At 66.6% G+C, this 16,284-nt stretch carries 14 protein-coding genes; 5 read left to right on the top strand and 9 right to left on the bottom strand.

Annotation, left to right across the window (positions count from 1 at the left end; all coding sequences use genetic code 11):
• Nucleotides 1-42: 42 nt before the first annotated feature.
• From ACFQU1_RS15670 to ACFQU1_RS15645, 6 genes are all read right to left on the bottom strand, one after another.
• The gene (locus tag ACFQU1_RS15670) at nt 43-909 is read right to left on the bottom strand and encodes a metal ABC transporter permease (protein WP_378134223.1); all 867 of its coding nucleotides are present in this window, start codon (nt 907-909) and stop codon (nt 43-45) included.
• Between the two features lies 1 nt (nt 910).
• Complete coding sequence (gene aztA / locus ACFQU1_RS15665; RefSeq protein ID WP_378134221.1) at nt 911-1,666, bottom strand: zinc ABC transporter ATP-binding protein AztA; 756 nt, start codon at nt 1,664-1,666, stop codon at nt 911-913.
• Nucleotides 1,667-1,668: 2 nt separating this feature from the next.
• On the bottom strand, nt 1,669-1,800 hold the full coding sequence (locus ACFQU1_RS15660) for a hypothetical protein (RefSeq protein ID WP_378134219.1): 132 nt from the start codon (nt 1,798-1,800) through the stop codon (nt 1,669-1,671).
• Between the two features lie 357 nt (nt 1,801-2,157).
• A complete protein-coding gene (locus tag ACFQU1_RS15655) occupies nt 2,158-3,762 on the bottom strand; it encodes a glucan biosynthesis protein (protein ID WP_378134400.1) in 1,605 nt (534 codons plus the stop codon).
• 47 nt (nt 3,763-3,809) lie between these two features.
• The gene (locus tag ACFQU1_RS15650) at nt 3,810-5,414 is read right to left on the bottom strand and encodes a glucan biosynthesis protein (protein WP_378134217.1); all 1,605 of its coding nucleotides are present in this window, start codon (nt 5,412-5,414) and stop codon (nt 3,810-3,812) included.
• An 89-nt stretch (nt 5,415-5,503) separates the two neighbouring features.
• The gene (locus tag ACFQU1_RS15645; RefSeq protein WP_378134215.1) at nt 5,504-5,761 is read right to left on the bottom strand and encodes a hypothetical protein; all 258 of its coding nucleotides are present in this window, start codon (nt 5,759-5,761) and stop codon (nt 5,504-5,506) included.
• A 213-nt stretch (nt 5,762-5,974) separates the two neighbouring features.
• Between ACFQU1_RS15645 and ACFQU1_RS15640 the strand changes: the two genes are divergently transcribed.
• Nucleotides 5,975-7,174 (top strand): amidase, encoded by a 1,200-nt coding sequence (locus tag ACFQU1_RS15640; RefSeq protein ID WP_378134213.1) that lies wholly within the window; start codon nt 5,975-5,977, stop codon nt 7,172-7,174.
• Nucleotides 7,171-7,932 carry a DUF1045 domain-containing protein gene (locus ACFQU1_RS15635; RefSeq protein WP_378134211.1) on the top strand — a complete coding sequence of 254 codons (762 nt, stop codon included), beginning with the start codon at nt 7,171-7,173 and terminating at the stop codon, nt 7,930-7,932. Before ACFQU1_RS15640 ends, ACFQU1_RS15635 begins: the two co-directional genes overlap by 4 nt.
• On the opposite strand, the gene ACFQU1_RS15630 is transcribed toward ACFQU1_RS15635, so the two are convergent.
• Both ACFQU1_RS15630 and ACFQU1_RS15625 read right to left on the bottom strand, forming a co-directional pair.
• The gene (locus tag ACFQU1_RS15630) at nt 7,929-8,963 is read right to left on the bottom strand and encodes a nickel/cobalt transporter (protein ID WP_378134209.1); all 1,035 of its coding nucleotides are present in this window, start codon (nt 8,961-8,963) and stop codon (nt 7,929-7,931) included. The two genes, ACFQU1_RS15635 and ACFQU1_RS15630, sit on opposite strands and share 4 nt — an antisense overlap.
• On the bottom strand, nt 8,960-9,610 hold the full coding sequence (locus ACFQU1_RS15625) for a DUF1007 family protein (RefSeq protein ID WP_378134207.1): 651 nt from the start codon (nt 9,608-9,610) through the stop codon (nt 8,960-8,962). Before ACFQU1_RS15625 ends, ACFQU1_RS15630 begins: the two co-directional genes overlap by 4 nt.
• Nucleotides 9,611-9,878: 268 nt before the next feature.
• On the opposite strand from ACFQU1_RS15625, the gene ACFQU1_RS15620 reads away from it, so the two are divergent.
• Entirely contained in the window at nt 9,879-13,415 is a 3,537-nt protein-coding gene (locus tag ACFQU1_RS15620; RefSeq protein WP_378134205.1) for an indolepyruvate ferredoxin oxidoreductase family protein, read from the top strand.
• A 6-nt stretch (nt 13,416-13,421) separates the two neighbouring features.
• On the opposite strand, the gene ACFQU1_RS15615 is transcribed toward ACFQU1_RS15620, so the two are convergent.
• Nucleotides 13,422-13,835 carry a DUF2000 family protein gene (locus ACFQU1_RS15615; protein WP_378134203.1) on the bottom strand — a complete coding sequence of 138 codons (414 nt, stop codon included), beginning with the start codon at nt 13,833-13,835 and terminating at the stop codon, nt 13,422-13,424.
• 280 nt (nt 13,836-14,115) lie between these two features.
• On the opposite strand from ACFQU1_RS15615, the gene ACFQU1_RS15610 reads away from it, so the two are divergent.
• Entirely contained in the window at nt 14,116-14,943 is an 828-nt protein-coding gene (locus ACFQU1_RS15610) for an AraC family ligand binding domain-containing protein (protein ID WP_378134201.1), read from the top strand.
• A 110-nt stretch (nt 14,944-15,053) separates the two neighbouring features.
• Entirely contained in the window at nt 15,054-16,076 is a 1,023-nt protein-coding gene (gene hemH, locus ACFQU1_RS15605) for a ferrochelatase (protein WP_378134398.1), read from the top strand.
• Nucleotides 16,077-16,284 lie beyond the last annotated feature (208 nt).

The raw sequence follows: 16,284 nt of genomic DNA, 5'->3' as shown, positions 1-16,284 counted from the left end.
GAACGACCTTTTTGAACGACCTCTTGGGTGCAGAATGATGCCTCAGGCTGCGTAATGGCGCTGCGGCAAGAGCCGCCAGACGAGACCACCGGCGGTGCCGAAGGCGAGCGAGAGGATGTAGACGATGCCCGCCACCAGAATGATGCAGGGGCCTGTCGGCAAGCTGAGGTGATAGGACAGGACGATGCCCAGAGCGCCCGCGCCCATGCCGATCAGCGTGGCCGTGATGACGAGCCGCGTGATTTCAGCCGTCCACATGCGCGCGCTCGTCGCAGGCAGCATCATCAGCCCAACGGCGAGCAGCGTGCCGAGCGCCTGGAAGCCGCCGACGAGATTGAGCACGACGAGGGCGAGAAAGATGATGTGGGCCGGCCCGCCGGCGCGGCTGACCGATCGCAGAAAGCCGGGGTCGACGCATTCGAGCACGAGCGGCCGGTAGATGAGGGCGAGCGCGACGAGCGTCACCGACGAGATGCCGGCAATTAAAAACAGCGCGGCGTCGTCGAGCGCCAGCACGGAGCCGAAAAGCACGTGCAGGAGGTCGACATTCGAGCCGCGGAGCGAGACGAGCGTCACACCGAGCGCCAGCGAGACGAGATAGAAGCCGGCGAGCGAGGCATCTTCCTTGAGCGCCGTCAGGCGCGTGACGAGCCCCGAGAGCAGCGCCACCGCGATGCCCACGAACAGCCCGCCGACCGTCATAGCGGGGAGCCACAGGCCGTAGACGAGATAGCCCAGGGCGGCGCCCGGCAATAGCGCATGGGCCATGGCGTCGCCCGTCAGGCTCATGCGTCTGAGCATCAGGAAGACGCCAACCGGGCCCGCGGCGAGCGCCAGCGCCAGCGTGCCGACCAGCGCGCGGCGCATGAAATCGAACTCGAAAGGCGCGACGATCAGGTCGTAGAGCATATCAGGCCGCCGGCCGATCGCAGAAGGGCGCGTCGGGGTTCGATGCCTCGATCATCCGCCGGGCGCGCAGGAGGTTGTCGCCGCCAAGCGCCTCCTCGGTCTTGCCCCAGGCGACAGGCTCGCGGGCGATCAACAGCGTCTGGGGGAAGACGCGCCGCACGAGTTCGAGATCATGCAGCACCGCGACCACGGTGCGCTTCTCGTCGTGCCAGCGGCGCACGAGATCGAGCAGGTCGGCGGTCGTCTTGGCGTCGATGGCGGTGAAGGGCTCGTCGAGCAGGATGATATCGGCGTCCTGCAGGAGAAGCCGCGCGAAGAGCGCCCGCTGCATCTGCCCGCCCGACAGGGTGCCGATGGCGCGTCGCTCGAAGCCGGTCAATCCGACGGCCGTGAGCGCCTCCTCGATGCGCGCGCGATCGGCCTTGCCGATGCCGCCGAAGAGCCCGACGCGGCGCCACAGGCCCATGGCAACGAGATCATAGACGGTGATCGGGAAGCTGCGATCGATATCCATCGCCTGCGGCAGATAGGCGATGGCCGCGCGCGCCTGGGCCAGCTTGATGCGGCCGTCGAGCGGTGGCAGCGCGCCGGCAATGCCCTTGAGCAGGGTCGATTTGCCGGCGCCGTTCGGGCCGACAACGGCCGTGAGGCTCCCCGCCGCGATCTCGCCGTCGAGGTGATGCACCGCCGGATGACGATCATAGCCGAGCGTCAGATCCTCGAAGCGGATGGCATTGTTCGTCGGCACAGCACGCATCGTCAATTCACCACCAACCAGACGGCAAGCCACATCAGGGCGACGAGGCCGAGGCTGATGCCGAGCCGCTGCCAAGCCGACAGTCTGAGGAGCGACGCCGTGGGCGCCGCGGCGATGGGACGGTTCGGAGACATGCGGCCGGCTGATGAGTAAATGTTCTAACGTTACAAAAGTCACAGGCCGGGAGCCGTGTCAACAGCATCCCGGGCGTGGCTGAGGGGCGGTGTGTGCGGACTCACGCCGAGCTGTGTGTCGCCTCACGAGCTCCACACAGCGGTTTTTGCGCTCGTTCCTCGCAGTCTCACCGCATCGGTTCTGGTTCCCGGACAGGCTCGCTTCGCTCGCCTTCCGGGATGACCGATGCGCTCGTCATCCCGGGACGGTGCGAAGCACCGGGCCCGGGATCCAGAACCGATGCCGTTCGACATTGGCCGCGGCCGCAATTGGTCAGCAGCACCGGGCCCAATCTCAAGACCGAGTGTCAGGCCCCCTCAAAACGGATGGTACTGGTAGAGCCAGGTCTCGCTCAGCACCGCGCCGCTGGAGCGCAGGAAAAGGCGCATGTCGACCGGCTCTTTGCCGGAGACGGCGAGGTCGAACTGGGCGCGCCAGCGGTCCGGCGCCTCGCCCGGCACGCGCTGGGTGAAAGCGCCGCTGAAGGTGCCGCGGGACGCCCAGAGCACCGGTTCCGGCGAGACATTCGGGCCGAGATCGGCGAGCGGCTTTCCGGAGAATTCCACCATGAAGCGGCGCACGCCCTCCGGTCGCGGCTCCCCCGCCTTCCCGGCAAGGCCAAGGCGCGTGGCGATGCAGCGCGCCAGCGGCGACGGGAAAGGCTCATCGGCAAGCCAATACAGCCGGTAGGCGAAGAAGAGCTTGTCGCCGGGCTTCGTCGGCTCGGCCGGGTTCCAGTAGGCGACGATATTGTCGTGGATCTCGTCGTCGGTCGGCAGCTCGACGAGTTGCACAGTGCCGCGTCCCCAATCGCCCACGGGCTCCACCCAGGCGGAGGGGCGCAGGTGGTAGCGCACGCCGTCCTGGTAGTCGTCGAAATTGCGGTCGCGCTGCATCAGCCCGAAGCCGCGCGGCTTTTCGTCGGTGAAGCTCGAGATGGTGATGGACGGCGGGTTGTTCAGCGGTCGCCACAGGCGCTCGCCGGCGCCGTTCCAGATGGCGAGGCCATCGGAATCGTGCACCTCCGGCCGCCAGTCCACGGCCGTGAGCTTGGCCGTCTCGGAATACCAGTACATGGAGGTTAGCGGGGCGACGCCGATGCGCTCGATCGCCTTGCGCAGGTTCAGCGAGGCCTCGATGTCCATGATGACGCCGCGGCTGCGGTGCATCAGAAAGCGGTAGGCGCCGGTCAGGCTCGGGCCGTCGAGCAGCGCATAGACGGTCACCGTGTCGCTGTCGGGTGGCGAGGGCTCGAACCAGAAGGCCACGAAGTCGGGAAATTCCTCCGGCACGCCGGCGCCGGGCGTGACGGCGATGCCGCGCGCCGAGAGGCCGACCTGTCCCAGTTCGCCCACAGCGCGGAAATAGGAGGCGCCGAGAAAAGTGGCCCAGGGCTCCTCCTCGCGCCATTTCGGCCCGGGCTCACGCACCCAGAAGCCGGCGAAGGCGGAGGGCTGCGGCGGCAGTTTGCTCGCCACATTGTCCGGGTTCATCGTGAAATAGGACGGCTGGTAGAGGATCTCGCGCGCCTTGCCACCGCTCACCGAGAACATCTGCACGGTCTTGGGGAAGAACCGGCCGACATGCATGAAGGTGATGGGGAAGGGGGACTTGCCTTCGGCATAGAGCGCGTATTCCGGCTTGAACTTCAGCTTGCCATGGGCGTCATAGTCGATCTGCTCGACGATCGCCGGATCCGGACGTGGTGGCGAGACGTAGGGCTTCGCCGCACGCTCTTCGGCGAGCTTCTTCAGCCCCGCATAGGAGAACGACTGCGGACGGCCGAATTTGAGCCCTTGTGGCCCCGCCTGCCCGGACGGTTGCGCCAAGGCTGCGCCGCCAAGGCCGCCCATCCCGGCGTCGAGCGCTTCGGCAAAAAGGCCCGCGACCATGACCTGGGCGAGCATACGGCGAGTGAGCATGGACAAGGCAATACTCTCGGCGGAGTGGCGCAGCGGGACGAGCCGGTTCAGGCGTTCCCGAAAGGATTATATTGGTAGAGCCAAGTTTCGGTTAGAACCCTGTCCTTGGCCTTGAGATAGAGGCGCATGTCCACCGGTTCCGAGCCGGCGACCGTGAAGTCGAACTGCGCCCGCCAATGGCCGGGCACATCGTCCGGCACGGCCTCCGTGAACACATAGGAGAAGGTGCCGCGGGAGGCCCAGAGAACGGGTTCGGGCTTGACGCCGAAGGGCAGATCGGCGAGCGGGCCGCCGAGAAACTCCACCATGAACTTGCGCACCCCCTTCGGCCGGGGCTTGCCGGGCTCGCCGCCATTGCCGAGACGCGTGGCGACGCAGCGGCCGAGCGGGCTCGGAAAGGGCTCGTCGGCGAGCCAGTGCAGACGGTAGCGGAAGTGATGCGTCGAGCCCGCCTTGGCCGGCTCCTCGGGCACCCACATCGCCACGATATTGTCGTGGATCTCGTCGTCGGTGGGCAGTTCGACCAGGGTGACCGAACCTTTTCCCCATTTGTCCAGCGGCTCGACCCAGAGGCTCGGTCGCCGCTCGTAATGGACGCCGTCGAGGTAGTGCTCGAAATTGCGGTCGCGCTGCAGAAGGCCGAAGCCGCGCGGATCGCTGTCGGCAAAAGTCGAGGCGGTGATCCGCGCCGGATCGTTGAGCGGTCGCCAGATGCGTTCCCCGACACCGGTCAAGAGCGCGAGCCCATCGGAGTCGTGCACCTCCGGCCGCCAATCCACGGCGGCCGGCTTGATCGCCTCCGAATACCAGTACATGGAGGTCAGCGGCGCCGCGCCGAAGCGCGCGATGTCCTTGCGCAGGAAGAGCTGCTTGTCGACGTCCATGATGACGCCGGTCTCGCGGCGCATGTCGAAGCGATAGGCGCCGGCGAGGCTCGGCCCATCGAGCAGCGCATAGACGGTGACCGCATCGCCGTCGCCCGTCGGCGTCTCGAAGAAGATATGGGTGAAATCCGGGAATTCTTCGGCTTGGCCGGCGACTGCGACATCGACGGCGATGCCGCGCGCCGAAAGACCGTACTGATAGAGCTCGCCGATCGCGCGGAAATAAGAGGCACCGAGAAAGGCCACCCAATCGTTCTTGCGCCAGTCGAGCTTGTCGCTCAGGCGGCTTTCCTGCAGGCGAAACCCTGCGAAGCCGCTGCCGCGCGGCAGGTTGTGCGCCGGGCTGTCGGGCGGCATGTCGAAATAGCTGTCGTCGTAGACGATTTCCTGCGCCTGGCCGCTCGCCACTACATGCATCCGCACGGGCGTCTGAAAGAATTTGCCGAGGTGGAAGAAGGTTACCGGATAACGCCCGGGGCCGTCGCCGAAGAGCGCGTAATCCGTGTTGAAACGGATCTTGCCGTGTTCCTCATAGGTCAATTGGTCGAGGATGGCGGCGGGGGGACGCAGCGGCGGGACGTAGTCCTTCGCGGCCAGCGCCTTGGCACGTGCGACGAGGCCTTCGAAGGAAAAGTCGGACTTGGCGCCGAGCTTCAGGGCGGCTGCGGCCAGCGCATCCGTGGAAAAGCCGGTCGCGGCCAGCACAGCGGTGCCGGCGGCCGAAGCGAGAAAGGTGCGACGGTCGAGAAGCGCTTTGTTTTCGGTCATGGAGCCGTTCGGCAGCTAGAGAGGACCTTATGGACACCCTGTCGCTGGCAATCGTGGCACGACGATGTCGGGCCTTGCGGTCTCTTCCGTCAGCCCTGGTTGTCCGAGCCGTGGAGCGGCTCGATCTTGAGGGCACTGCGGGCAAAACCGATGATCGCCCAGATCGCTAGCAGGCTGAAGATGCCCATGAAGATAAATTCGATAGTCCGGCCGAGCTGAAAGAGCCCGGCGATTGCCCAGCCGGCGGCAAGAGCAACCGCCAGCACCTCCACGCCGACCAGCACGATCGCACTCGCCACCGTGAGGAGGCTCGACGGCCTGAGCCGGGACGGGTTGGATTCGGGCACTGCTGCTCCTCGTCGGATCGGGCGGATGCGCATCCACGCGCTTTGCAGCTTCCCCACTACCTCAAAGCGGCCTCCTCATGCAAGATTGCGCCTTCTCGTCGTTACCGTCTTGCGGGCACGTCCGGCGGTTGAACCGCAACGATGGTCTGTTTATTCGATTGAACCTCACGCCCGCATCAGTCCGCGTCCCACATGCCGCCCAAGGATCTGCCGATGCCTTTTGATGATCCGCTGCACGCCTTCATGCCCTATCCCCAGGTGCCGGTTGCCTCCGCCGCAGACGGACCGCTCGCGGGCCAGCGGCTCGCAGTCAAGGATCTCTACGACGTAGCCGGTTATCCGACGAGCCTCGGCAGTCCGCTGATGCTCGCCGCCTCCGGCATCCGCACCGCGACGGCGCCGCTCGTCGAGCACCTTCTGCAAGCCGGCGCACGCTTCGTCGGCAAAACCATCACCGAGGAGTTCGCCTTTTCCATCGTCGGCAAGAACGCGCATTTCGGCACGCCCGTGAATGCTGCGGCGCCGGGGCGCGTGGCCGGCGGCTCGTCGTCCGGTTCGGCGGCGGCGGTTGCGGGCGGCCTCGCCGATATTGCGCTCGGCAGCGACACCGGCGGCTCCATGCGGGCGCCAGGCAGCTTCTGCGGGCTCTTTGCCATCAGGCCGACCCAGGACCGTCTGACGCTCGAAGGCGTGGCGCCGATGGCATCGAGCTTCGATACGCCCGGCTGGTTCACGCGCGACGTCGCCCTGTTCGAGACGGTCGGCGAGGTGCTGCTCGGCGACGATACGACCCCGCTCGGGGACGAGCCGGAGCTGCTGGTCGCCGATGATCTCTTCGCCATCGCTGATCCCGCCGCGGCCTCGCCACTGCGCGCCGCGGTGGAGCGGGCGGCGCTGCGCCTCGGCGATTTGCGCGGCTTTGAACTCGATATCGCCGATATCGACGAGATCACCGCTGCGTTTCGGGTGCTGCAGGGCCGCGAGGTATGGACGGCGCATGGCGCCTTCATCGAGCGCGTCGAGCCGCCCTTCGGGCCGGGTATCGGCGAGCGCTTCGCCTTCGCGCGCAGCATCAGCGATGCCGATGTCGAGGATGCGGCGCGGCGCCGGGACATGTTTCGTGCGCGGCTGAACCGCATTCTCGGGTCCGACCGGGTTCTCGTTCTTCCGACAGTGCCGGATATCGCGCCCCTGGTCGCCGCCACCGACGCGGAGCTCGACGACTTCCGCAACCGCTGCCAGAAACTGCTCGTGCCCGGATCGCTGGCGGGTTTGCCGCAGGTCACCATTCCGGTTGCCGATAAGGATGGGGCGCCGCTCGGGCTGTCGCTGCTCGGGCCCGCCGGCTCGGATCGGGCGCTCATCGCGCTCGCGCGCCGTTTTCATCGGGCAGCGGCGGTTCGTATCGCATGAGCGGGGCATTGCCGCAGCCGGCCCGCTACGCGGTCTATTTCGCGCCGCCGCCGGACAGCGCGCTGGGGCGTTTCGGCTCGGCCATTCTCGGCTACGACGCCGAAAGCGGCGCGGACATGGTCCAGCGCGTGCCGGCGGGCATCGATGCGGAGCGCTTTCGCGCCCTGACGACGCATCCGCGCGTTTATGGCTTTCATGCAACTCTCAAGGCGCCCTTTCGCCTCGCGCCGCAGGTCAGCGAAGCCACGCTCCTTGCCGCCTTCGCAAGCTTTGCCGCCAAGCGGCGCCGTTTTCAGCTCGCGCCACTCGCCTTGCGTGCGGTCGGACGGCAGCCCGGCGCGGGCGCCTTCATCGCGCTCGCGGAACGGGAGCCGGCGCCGGCGCTTGCGGCGCTGGAGCGGGCGACCGTCGAGGCCTTCGAGCCCTTTCGCGCGGCGTTGACCGAGGCCGAATACAAAAAGCGCCGGCCGGACAAGCTCACGGGCCAGCAGCGCGCCTATCTCGACCGCTACGGCTATCCTTACGTTTTCGAGGAGTTCCGCTTCCATATGACGCTGACGAACCGCGTGCCGGAGGCCGAGGTGGAGTCCGTCGTTGCGGGGCTTGCCACGCTCTACGAGGAAGTGGTGCCATCGGTCCCCGTCGTCGTGGACCAGCTGGTGCTGTTCAAACAGGAGCAGGCGATGCGAGAGAACGGCGAGCCGGCACGGTTCCGCGTCATCGCCCGACAGGATTTTGAGCAGGTTGTCGCCGTTTAGCTGCCACCGGTCGCCCAGAGGCCCAAAAGAAGCGCGACGCCCGTCAGCGCGACGAAAGCGGCGGCGAGCACCTCCAGCCCGGCGACGACGACGGGGCCGCGGCTGCGGCCGCCGGCAATGCTGAGGGCAAGGCTCTTCATGAAGACCGCGAGCGCGGCGAGCGCGCCGGTCGTCAGCGCCGTGCCGACCGCCATGGCGAGGGTCGCCGCGAGCCCCGCAGCGAAGAGGCCCTGCGCCAGCGCGAAGACGAGAATGATGATCGCCCCCGAACAGGGGCGGATGCCGGCGGCGAGCACGATGCCGGCCATCTCCCGCCAGTTGTGCAGACGGTCGAGGGTGGCAGGTGGCGGGATGTGCACGTGGCTCGGCGCCGCCTCGGCAAAGCGCTTTCGGTCCAGGACGGCGAGAAAGCTGCCCGTCTTGCGCCACAGCACGACCAGCCCGACGACCACGACGACGGCAAAGCTCGTGAGCTCGATGGCCCGGGCGGTGGCGCTGATCGATGCGGCCGTCGCTTTGAGGATTACGGCGAGCGCCGTGACGATGACGATGGCGACGAGCGCCTGCAGGACCGCCGCGGCCCAGCTCAAGATCAAGCCGCGCTTCAGCGATTGGCGGCTGGCCACGATATAGCCGGAGATCACGCTCTTGCCGTGGCCAGGGCCGGCGGCGTGAAAGATGCCGTAGATGAAGCCGATGGCGAGAAGCGTCCAGAAGGCCGCCCCGTCCTGCTTCAGCGCCTGCACCGCGCGGATGAGCGCCTGGTAGAACTCGGATTGCACGTTGAGGATGATGGCGCCGATGCCGGTCGCCGCGGGCGCCGCCTCCATCAGCCCGGTGCCGAAGGGGCTGCGCGGGGCGGGCGGCGGTGTCAGCCAGGCATGGAGCCCGAAACCCACCGCCACGAGCGCAAGGCCGATGACGAGAAGCGCGCCGACCGCAAGGCCGAGCTGCAGGACGCGGGCATGCCGGGCCGGCGGAAGGCCGCCCGCAGCGTCGGGATGGCTGCCGAAAGTCTCGTCGCGGCTCACGGGCAGGCCACCAGAATGCGGTTGGCGAACTGGAAGCCGAAATTCGAGGTCGCGGTCAGCGAGTTGAAGAAGGTCTCCGACAGTTGCTGCTGTTGGGCGGGATCGGGCTGATGCGGTCGGGTAATCGTCTTGGCGCAGCCTTTCGGTGCGCCGGAGGTTTGGACCGCGTCATCGCCATCCGCCATGGTGAAGGAGACGAAATAGGTGCCGTCGTAGATCTCGAGCGCAAAGATGCGGTTGGCTGGCGTCGGCGTCTTCACCGGCAACGTGAAGCTTAAGGTGAGTTGACCGTTGTCTAGGGTGAGGCCGTAATCGATGGGCGAGGCGAAGACGACCGGCTTGCCGTTGGCTTTGCCCTTCGTGAAATAATGGAATTCGCTCAAGGACTCGACATTCACCCGGGCGAGGTCGGCGAGCTCCTCGGGGGAGAGTTTGCCGTCGCCGTTCTTATCGAGCCCTTGCGTGGCATAGCTCGAATAGGCCGGATCGAAGGTCCAGATATGGCGGACGGCCGTCACCTGGACCTTGTCGTCATAGACGATGTCGGCTTTCGCCGTGACCCAGACATGCGGATGGGCAAGCGCCGGGGACGCGAGGCCGGCGGCCAGCGGCAGGATGAGCCAGAGAAGACGTGTGATGCGGCGCATGTCCTGTCCAAATGAGGCGATCGGCCGTGCTCGCGGATTAATGAAGGATTTATGGCGGCCATCGTAGATTGAAAAAGGCTTTGCCGGCCAGTGCGGCGAAAGCAAGACGCAAGAGACTCGAAGACGCAACCCTTGCCGCCAGGCTCGCGCATGCTCATGTCTCATTTGACGGAAATGGCGAGTTATGTCAGCATCACTGACTTAATTCGACGACAACAAGACCGGGAATCGGCACGTCGGGCGCCCTGGGGCGCGGGAGGAGGAGGACATGGCGCGTGAGTCCGATAAACACGGCACTTCGCGGCTTTCTGCCGCGTCGCTTCACGACGTCTCCCTAGACGACAAATACGACCTGTCCAAAAGGCGCGTCTTCATCACCGGCACGCAGGCGATCGTGCGCCTGATGCTGATGCAGAAGGAGCGCGACCGGCGGGCGGGCCTCAATACGGCGGGCTTCGTCTCCGGCTATCGCGGCTCGCCGCTGGGCGGGCTCGACCAGCAGTTCTTCCGCGCCGCGCGTCAGCTGAAGGATGCCGAAGTCGTCTTCCAGCCCGGCCTCAACGAGGACCTCGCGGCCACGGCCTGCTGGGGCAGCCAGCAGGCGGAGATGCGCGGGGAGGGCAAATACGACGGCGTCTTCACGCTCTGGTACGGCAAGGGGCCGGGGGTCGACCGCTCCGGCGATGTCTTCCGCCATGCCAATATGGCCGGCACGTCGCAGCACGGCGGGGCGATCGCCCTGATGGGCGACGACCACACGGCCGAATCCTCCACCGTTGCGCATCAGACGGAGTTCCTCTTCGTCGACACGATGATCCCGATCCTCAACCCGGCCGGGGTGCAGGAGATCATCGACTACGGCCTTTATGGCTTCGCCATGAGCCGCTTTGCCGGCACCTGGGTTGCGCTCAAGGGCGTCAAGGACACGGTCGAATCGACCGCCATCATCGACGGCTCGCTGGACCGGCTCGACATCGTCACGCCCGAAGATTTCCTGATGCCGCCGGGCGGGCTGAATATCCGGCCCTTCGACAAGATCCTGGAGCAGGAAGCGCGCCTCCACGAATACAAGCGCGACGCGGCGCTGGCCTTCCTGCGCGCCAACAAGCTCAATCGGATCATCACGTCAGGCGGGCGAAACCCGAAGATCGGCATCGTCACCGTCGGCAAGAGCTATCTCGATGTGCGCCAGGCCTTCGACGATCTCGGCATTGACGAGGTGCGCGCGAACGATCTCGGCATCCGGCTCTTCAAGATCGCCTGCCCGTGGCCGATCGGCCGGCTGGAGCTCATGGAATTCGCCGCCGGCCTCGACATGATCATCGTCGTAGAGGAGAAGCGCTCGCTCATCGAAGTGCAGGTGCGCGAGGAGCTCTACGGCTCAGCCAATCAGCCGATCTGCGTCGGCAAGAAGGACGAGCAGGGCAACTGGCTGTTCCCGGTCAAGGGCGCGCTCGATCCCAACGACATCGCCATCGCCATCGGTGAACGGGTATTGCGCTATCGCCCGAGCGACGAATTGGCGGCGCGTGTCGCGCGCATCCGCGAGGCGCAGCGCGTCCTCGCCGAGACGGCGGACGCCGGCACTCGCGTTCCTCACTTCTGCTCGGGTTGCCCCCATAATTCCTCGACGGTGGTGCCGGAGGGCATGCGCGCCTATGCCGGAATCGGCTGCCACTACATGGTGCAGTGGATGGACCGCGCCACCGACGGCTTCACCCAAATGGGCGGTGAGGGCGTCAACTGGATCGGCGAGGCGCCGTTCTCGAAGCGCGGCCACGTCTTCCAGAACCTCGGCGACGGCACCTACCAGCATTCCGGCCTTCTGGCGCTGCGCTTCGCGATCGCCACCAAGACCAACATTACCTATAAGATCCTCTATAACGACGCTGTCGCCATGACCGGCGGCCAGCATGTCGAGGGCGATCTCACCGTCGACAAGATTGCCGCCCAGGTGCGCGCCGAGGGCGTGGAGCGCATCGCGCTCGTCTCCGACGAGCCGGACAAATATCCGCCGTCGATCCGCTGGCCGGCCGGACTGACGCGCCACCACCGCGACGAACTGGACGCCGTGCAGCGCGAGCTCGCGGCCGCACCCGGCGTCACCGTGCTCATCTATGACCAGACCTGCGCGGCCGAGAAGCGCCGGCGGCGCAAGAAGGGCACATACCCGGACCCGGACAAGCGCGTCATGATCAACGAGCTCGTCTGCGAGGGCTGCGGCGATTGCGGCGTCGCTTCCAACTGCGTCTCCGTGCAGCCGCTGATGACCGAGTTCGGGCGCAAGCGGCAGATCGATCAGTCGAACTGCAACAAGGACTTTTCCTGCGTGAACGGCTTCTGCCCGTCTTTCGTGACGGTGCATGGCGCCGCACCCCGCAAAGCGACGCCGCCGAAACCCGCCGTTGCCGCGGAGGGGGAGGGCTGGGAGACGAGCCTGCCCGAGCCTGCGCGGCCGGTGCTCGGCCACAAGCCCTACAACATCATCGTCACCGGCGTCGGCGGCACGGGCGTCGTGACCGTCGGCGCCATCCTCGGCATGGCCGCCCATCTCGAAGGCAAGGGCTGCGGCATGATCGACATGGCGGGGCTCGCGCAAAAAGGTGGGGCGGTCTATAGCCACGTGCGGCTCGCGGCGGCGCCCGAGGACATCCATGCCATCCGCGTCTTCGCCGGCGAGGCCGACCTCGTGCTCGGCTGCGATCTGGTCGTCACCGGCTCGAAGAAGGTGCTCGCGGCCGTCAATGAGGGCGAGACGGCGCTCGTCGTGAATACGGCGGAGGTCCATCCCGGCGATTTCACCCGCAATGCCGATTATGTGCTGCCGGTCGAGCGCATCAAGCGCGCCATCAGCGCGGCGACCGGCGACCGCGGCGTCTCTTTCGTTGACGCGACGGGGATCGCGACCGCCGTCCTCGGCAATGCCATCGCCACCAATATGTTCATGCTGGGCTATGCCTATCAGCAGGGCAAGGTGCCGGTCTCGGCGGCGGCGCTCGAAAAGGCGATTACCTTGAACGGCGAGGCGGTCGCCATGAACATCGCCGCCTTCCGCTGGGGCCGTCGCGCCATGCTGGAGCCGGAGCTGGTTGCCGGCCTCGTCGCTCCGGCCAAGGAGCCGACCGCCGCGCGGCATCTTTCGCAAAGCCTGGACGAGATCGTCGCGCGCCGCGTCGAGTTCCTGACGGCCTATCAGAACAAAGCCTATGCGGAGCGCTATCGCGCCCTGGTCGAGCGGGTGAAGGCGCACGAGGCCGAGGTGATGCGGGGAACGGGGCTTACCGAGGCCGTCGCGCGCAACCTGTTCAAGCTGATGGCCTACAAGGACGAATACGAGGTGGCGCGGCTCTATACGGACGGCAATTTCGCCCGCCAGCTCGCCGCGACCTTTACCGGCGAAAAGATGCGGCTTGAATTCCATCTCGCGCCGCCGATCCTCAGTCCGAAGGATGCCCATGGCCATCCGCGCAAACTGACCTTCGGCCCGTGGATGCTGCCGGCGTTCCGCCTGCTCGCCGGAATGAAAATCCTGCGCGGGACGGCCTTCGACATCTTCGGCCGCAGCGCGGAACGGCAACTCGAGCGCAAGCTGATCGCCGACTACGAGGCGCTTCTCGACGAGATCCTGGCCAGGCTCGATGGGAGCAACCATGCGCTTGCGGTCGCGCTCGCTGCCGTCCCCGAGAAGATCCGCGGCTTCGGCCATGTCAAGCAACGGCATCTGGAAAAGGCCAAGCTCGAGGAGGCGGAGCTCCTCGCGCGCTTTCGCAACAGCGAGCCGCCGCTTGCGGTGGCGGCGGAATGAGCGGCCTCAGGCGTGGAGGGGAAGCCCCTTGAGGGCGCGGTCGACGGCGTTCTTCGGCCCATGGATGGCGAGCCCCGCGAGCGACAGGTCGGCGGCGGCGACAGTCGCGACGGCGGCGCGATTGGCGTCGTCATGGCCCGTCGTGAACAGATCGTCAGTGAAGATGGCCATGGTCAGTTCACGCGCGAAGGCCGCCTCATAGGCCGCCCGCATCGCCTCCTGGCCCGGCGCGGCGAAGACCAAGACGGGCTGGCGGAACATGGCGCAATAGCCGCGCCCCGAGCCGTCTCGATAGGGCTCGCCGAGGGTCTCGTGCAGCCGACCGGCGATGCCGCTCGCCAGGAAGGCCGTCATGTTGAGTTTCTGCCAGGTCGGAATATCGTCCCGGACGACAATGGCGATCTTGGTGTCGAATCGCATGGGCTATCCTCGCGTTTGGGCAATCGACCTTTAATGTCTGTCGGTTCGCTCACCTCCCCCTCGAGGGGGGAGGTCGGCCGGCAGAGCCGGCCGGGAGGGGGTGGATCAGGTTGGGATAGGCCTCACCCCACCCCGGCTCGCCAACGCTCGCCGACCCTCCCCCTCAAGGGGAGGGTAAAGCGCCCATCGCGACCAACGGTGAATGTCGATTGGTTCTCGTAATAATGGGACGAGCATGACGGCGTGGCGGCCGCCGGTCTTGTACGCAGGTGCGGGTGCGATGGGCGGGGTTCCTAACGACTGGTTTCACACGCGGCGCGATGAGCAGCGCGGCGTCGAGGCGCTGCGGGCAGGGCTGCACAGCCATGCCTATAGCCGGCACGCCCATGAGACCTATGCCATCGGCGTGACGGAGGCCGGTTCGCAGAGTTTCTGGTGCCGCGGCGTCCGCCACCGCACCCGGCCGGGGTCGGCCATTCTCTTCGCGCCGCTCGACCTGCACGACGGCCATGCCAGCACCTCCGAGGGCGTGATCTACCGCATGCTCTATCTCGACGCGCCGCGGCTCGAAGCGGCGGCGCGCGAGCGGGGCAGGCTCACCGGCTTTCGCGCCGCGGTTGCGGATCATCCGCCGCTCGCCGCCGCGATCCTGCGCTACGCCCGCGAGGTCGATCGTGACGACGATGTGCTCGCGGTGAGCGAGGCCTATTTCAGCCTTGTCGAAGCGCTCGTCGGCCTCGCGGGCGAGGGCCGGCCCCTCGGCGAGCGGCTGCCGTCGACGCTCGCGCGGGTGCGCGAGCTCATGCATGAGGAGATGGCCGAACGGCTCACGGTGGAGGATCTGGCGGAGGTTGCCGGCCTCGGCCGGTTCCAGCTGCTGCGCGGCTTCAGCCGACGTTTCGGCCTGCCGCCGAGCGCCTATCTGCGCACCATTCGCCTCGAAGCCGCCAAGCGGCGGCTGGCGGCGGGTGACGCGCCTGCCGATGTCGCGGCCGCGGTCGGCTTCGTCGACCAGCCGCATCTGACACGCCTGTTCAAGCGTGCCTATGGGATCACGCCCGGCGCCTATCGCCGCGATCTCGGCCTGGCGAGCAGCCCATCCCCATAGCGCGGCGTTGCGGCAGTTGGACTGCGGCCGGGTGCGTCCTACATTGGCAGCAGACGAGCCTTGGAGCCACCGTGTCGCAGCCTTTCGAAACGATATCCGCCGTCGAGCCCATGCGCGCATCCGATGTGCCTCGACGCATCGGCGTTCTCGTCACCAATCTCGGCACCCCCGAGGGCACCGACTATTGGTCGATGCGGCGTTATCTGAAGGAGTTTCTCTCGGACCAACGGGTGATCGAGACGCCGCGCATCCCGTGGTGGTTCATTCTGAACGGCATCATCCTGACGACGCGTCCCGGCCGCAAGGGCAAGGACTACGCCACCATCTGGAACAAGCAGCTGAATGAATCGCCGCTCAAGACCATCACCCGCTCTCAGGCGGCGAAGCTCGAGGCAACGCTGAAGGTGATCGACGACCGCGTCGTCGTCGATTGGGCGATGCGCTACGGCAAGCCGTCGATGAAGGACGGCATCCGTGCCCTGCAGGCGAAGGGCTGCGATCGCATTCTCCTCATGCCGCTCTATCCGCAATATGCGGCGGCGACGACGGCAACCGCCTGCGACAAGGTTTTCGAGGCGCTGATGACCATGCGCTGGCAACCGACGCTTCGGGTGGTGCCGCCCTATTACGACGACCCCGTCTATATCGAGGCGCTCGTCGCCGGGCTGAAGAAGAGCGTCGCTGCGCTCGATTTCGAGCCGGAGGTCTTTCTCGCGTCCTTCCACGGCGTTCCGCAGGACTACATCCTGAAAGGCGACCCCTATTACGACCACTGCGTCAGGACCTGGGAGCTGATGCGCGAGGCCATGGGCCTTTCCCCCGACCGTTTCATGATGAGCTTCCAGTCGCGCTTCGGCCGGGCGGAATGGGTCAAACCTTATACGGATGCCACCGTGCAGTCGCTTGCCGAACGCGGTATCAAGCGCATCGCGGTCGTCATGCCGGGCTTCTCCGCCGATTGCCTGGAGACGCTCGAAGAGATTGCGTGTGAGAATGCGGAAATCTTCCGCCATCACGGCGGCGAGCATTTCGCGGCCATTCCCTGCCTCAACGACTCGCCGGACGGCATGCGCGTCATCGGCCATCTCGCCTTGCGCGAGCTGCAGGGCTGGATCGGGCAGCGGCGCACCTGAGCAGCCGCGCCTGCGCTGATGGTTTGATCGCAGCCGGCCCTTCGCCTTCCCGCGACTAATGGGGAAGGGCGCACGCGTCTCGCAAATTCGGCACCTGCTTACCAACCATTAACTCTGATCGCCTAGCCTTCGTTAACCATGCGAAGCGGCGAGGTGCTGCCTTCGCGCCTTGGCGGGATGTCGATCCCGCCATCAAGCGGTGAGCGTG

Source organism: Chelatococcus sp. GCM10030263 (assembly GCF_042666455.1).
Classification (GTDB): domain Bacteria; phylum Pseudomonadota; class Alphaproteobacteria; order Rhizobiales; family Beijerinckiaceae; genus Chelatococcus.
The sequence above is the reverse complement of the archived record's forward strand: the minus strand, read 5'-3'. Positions and strand labels throughout refer to the sequence as shown.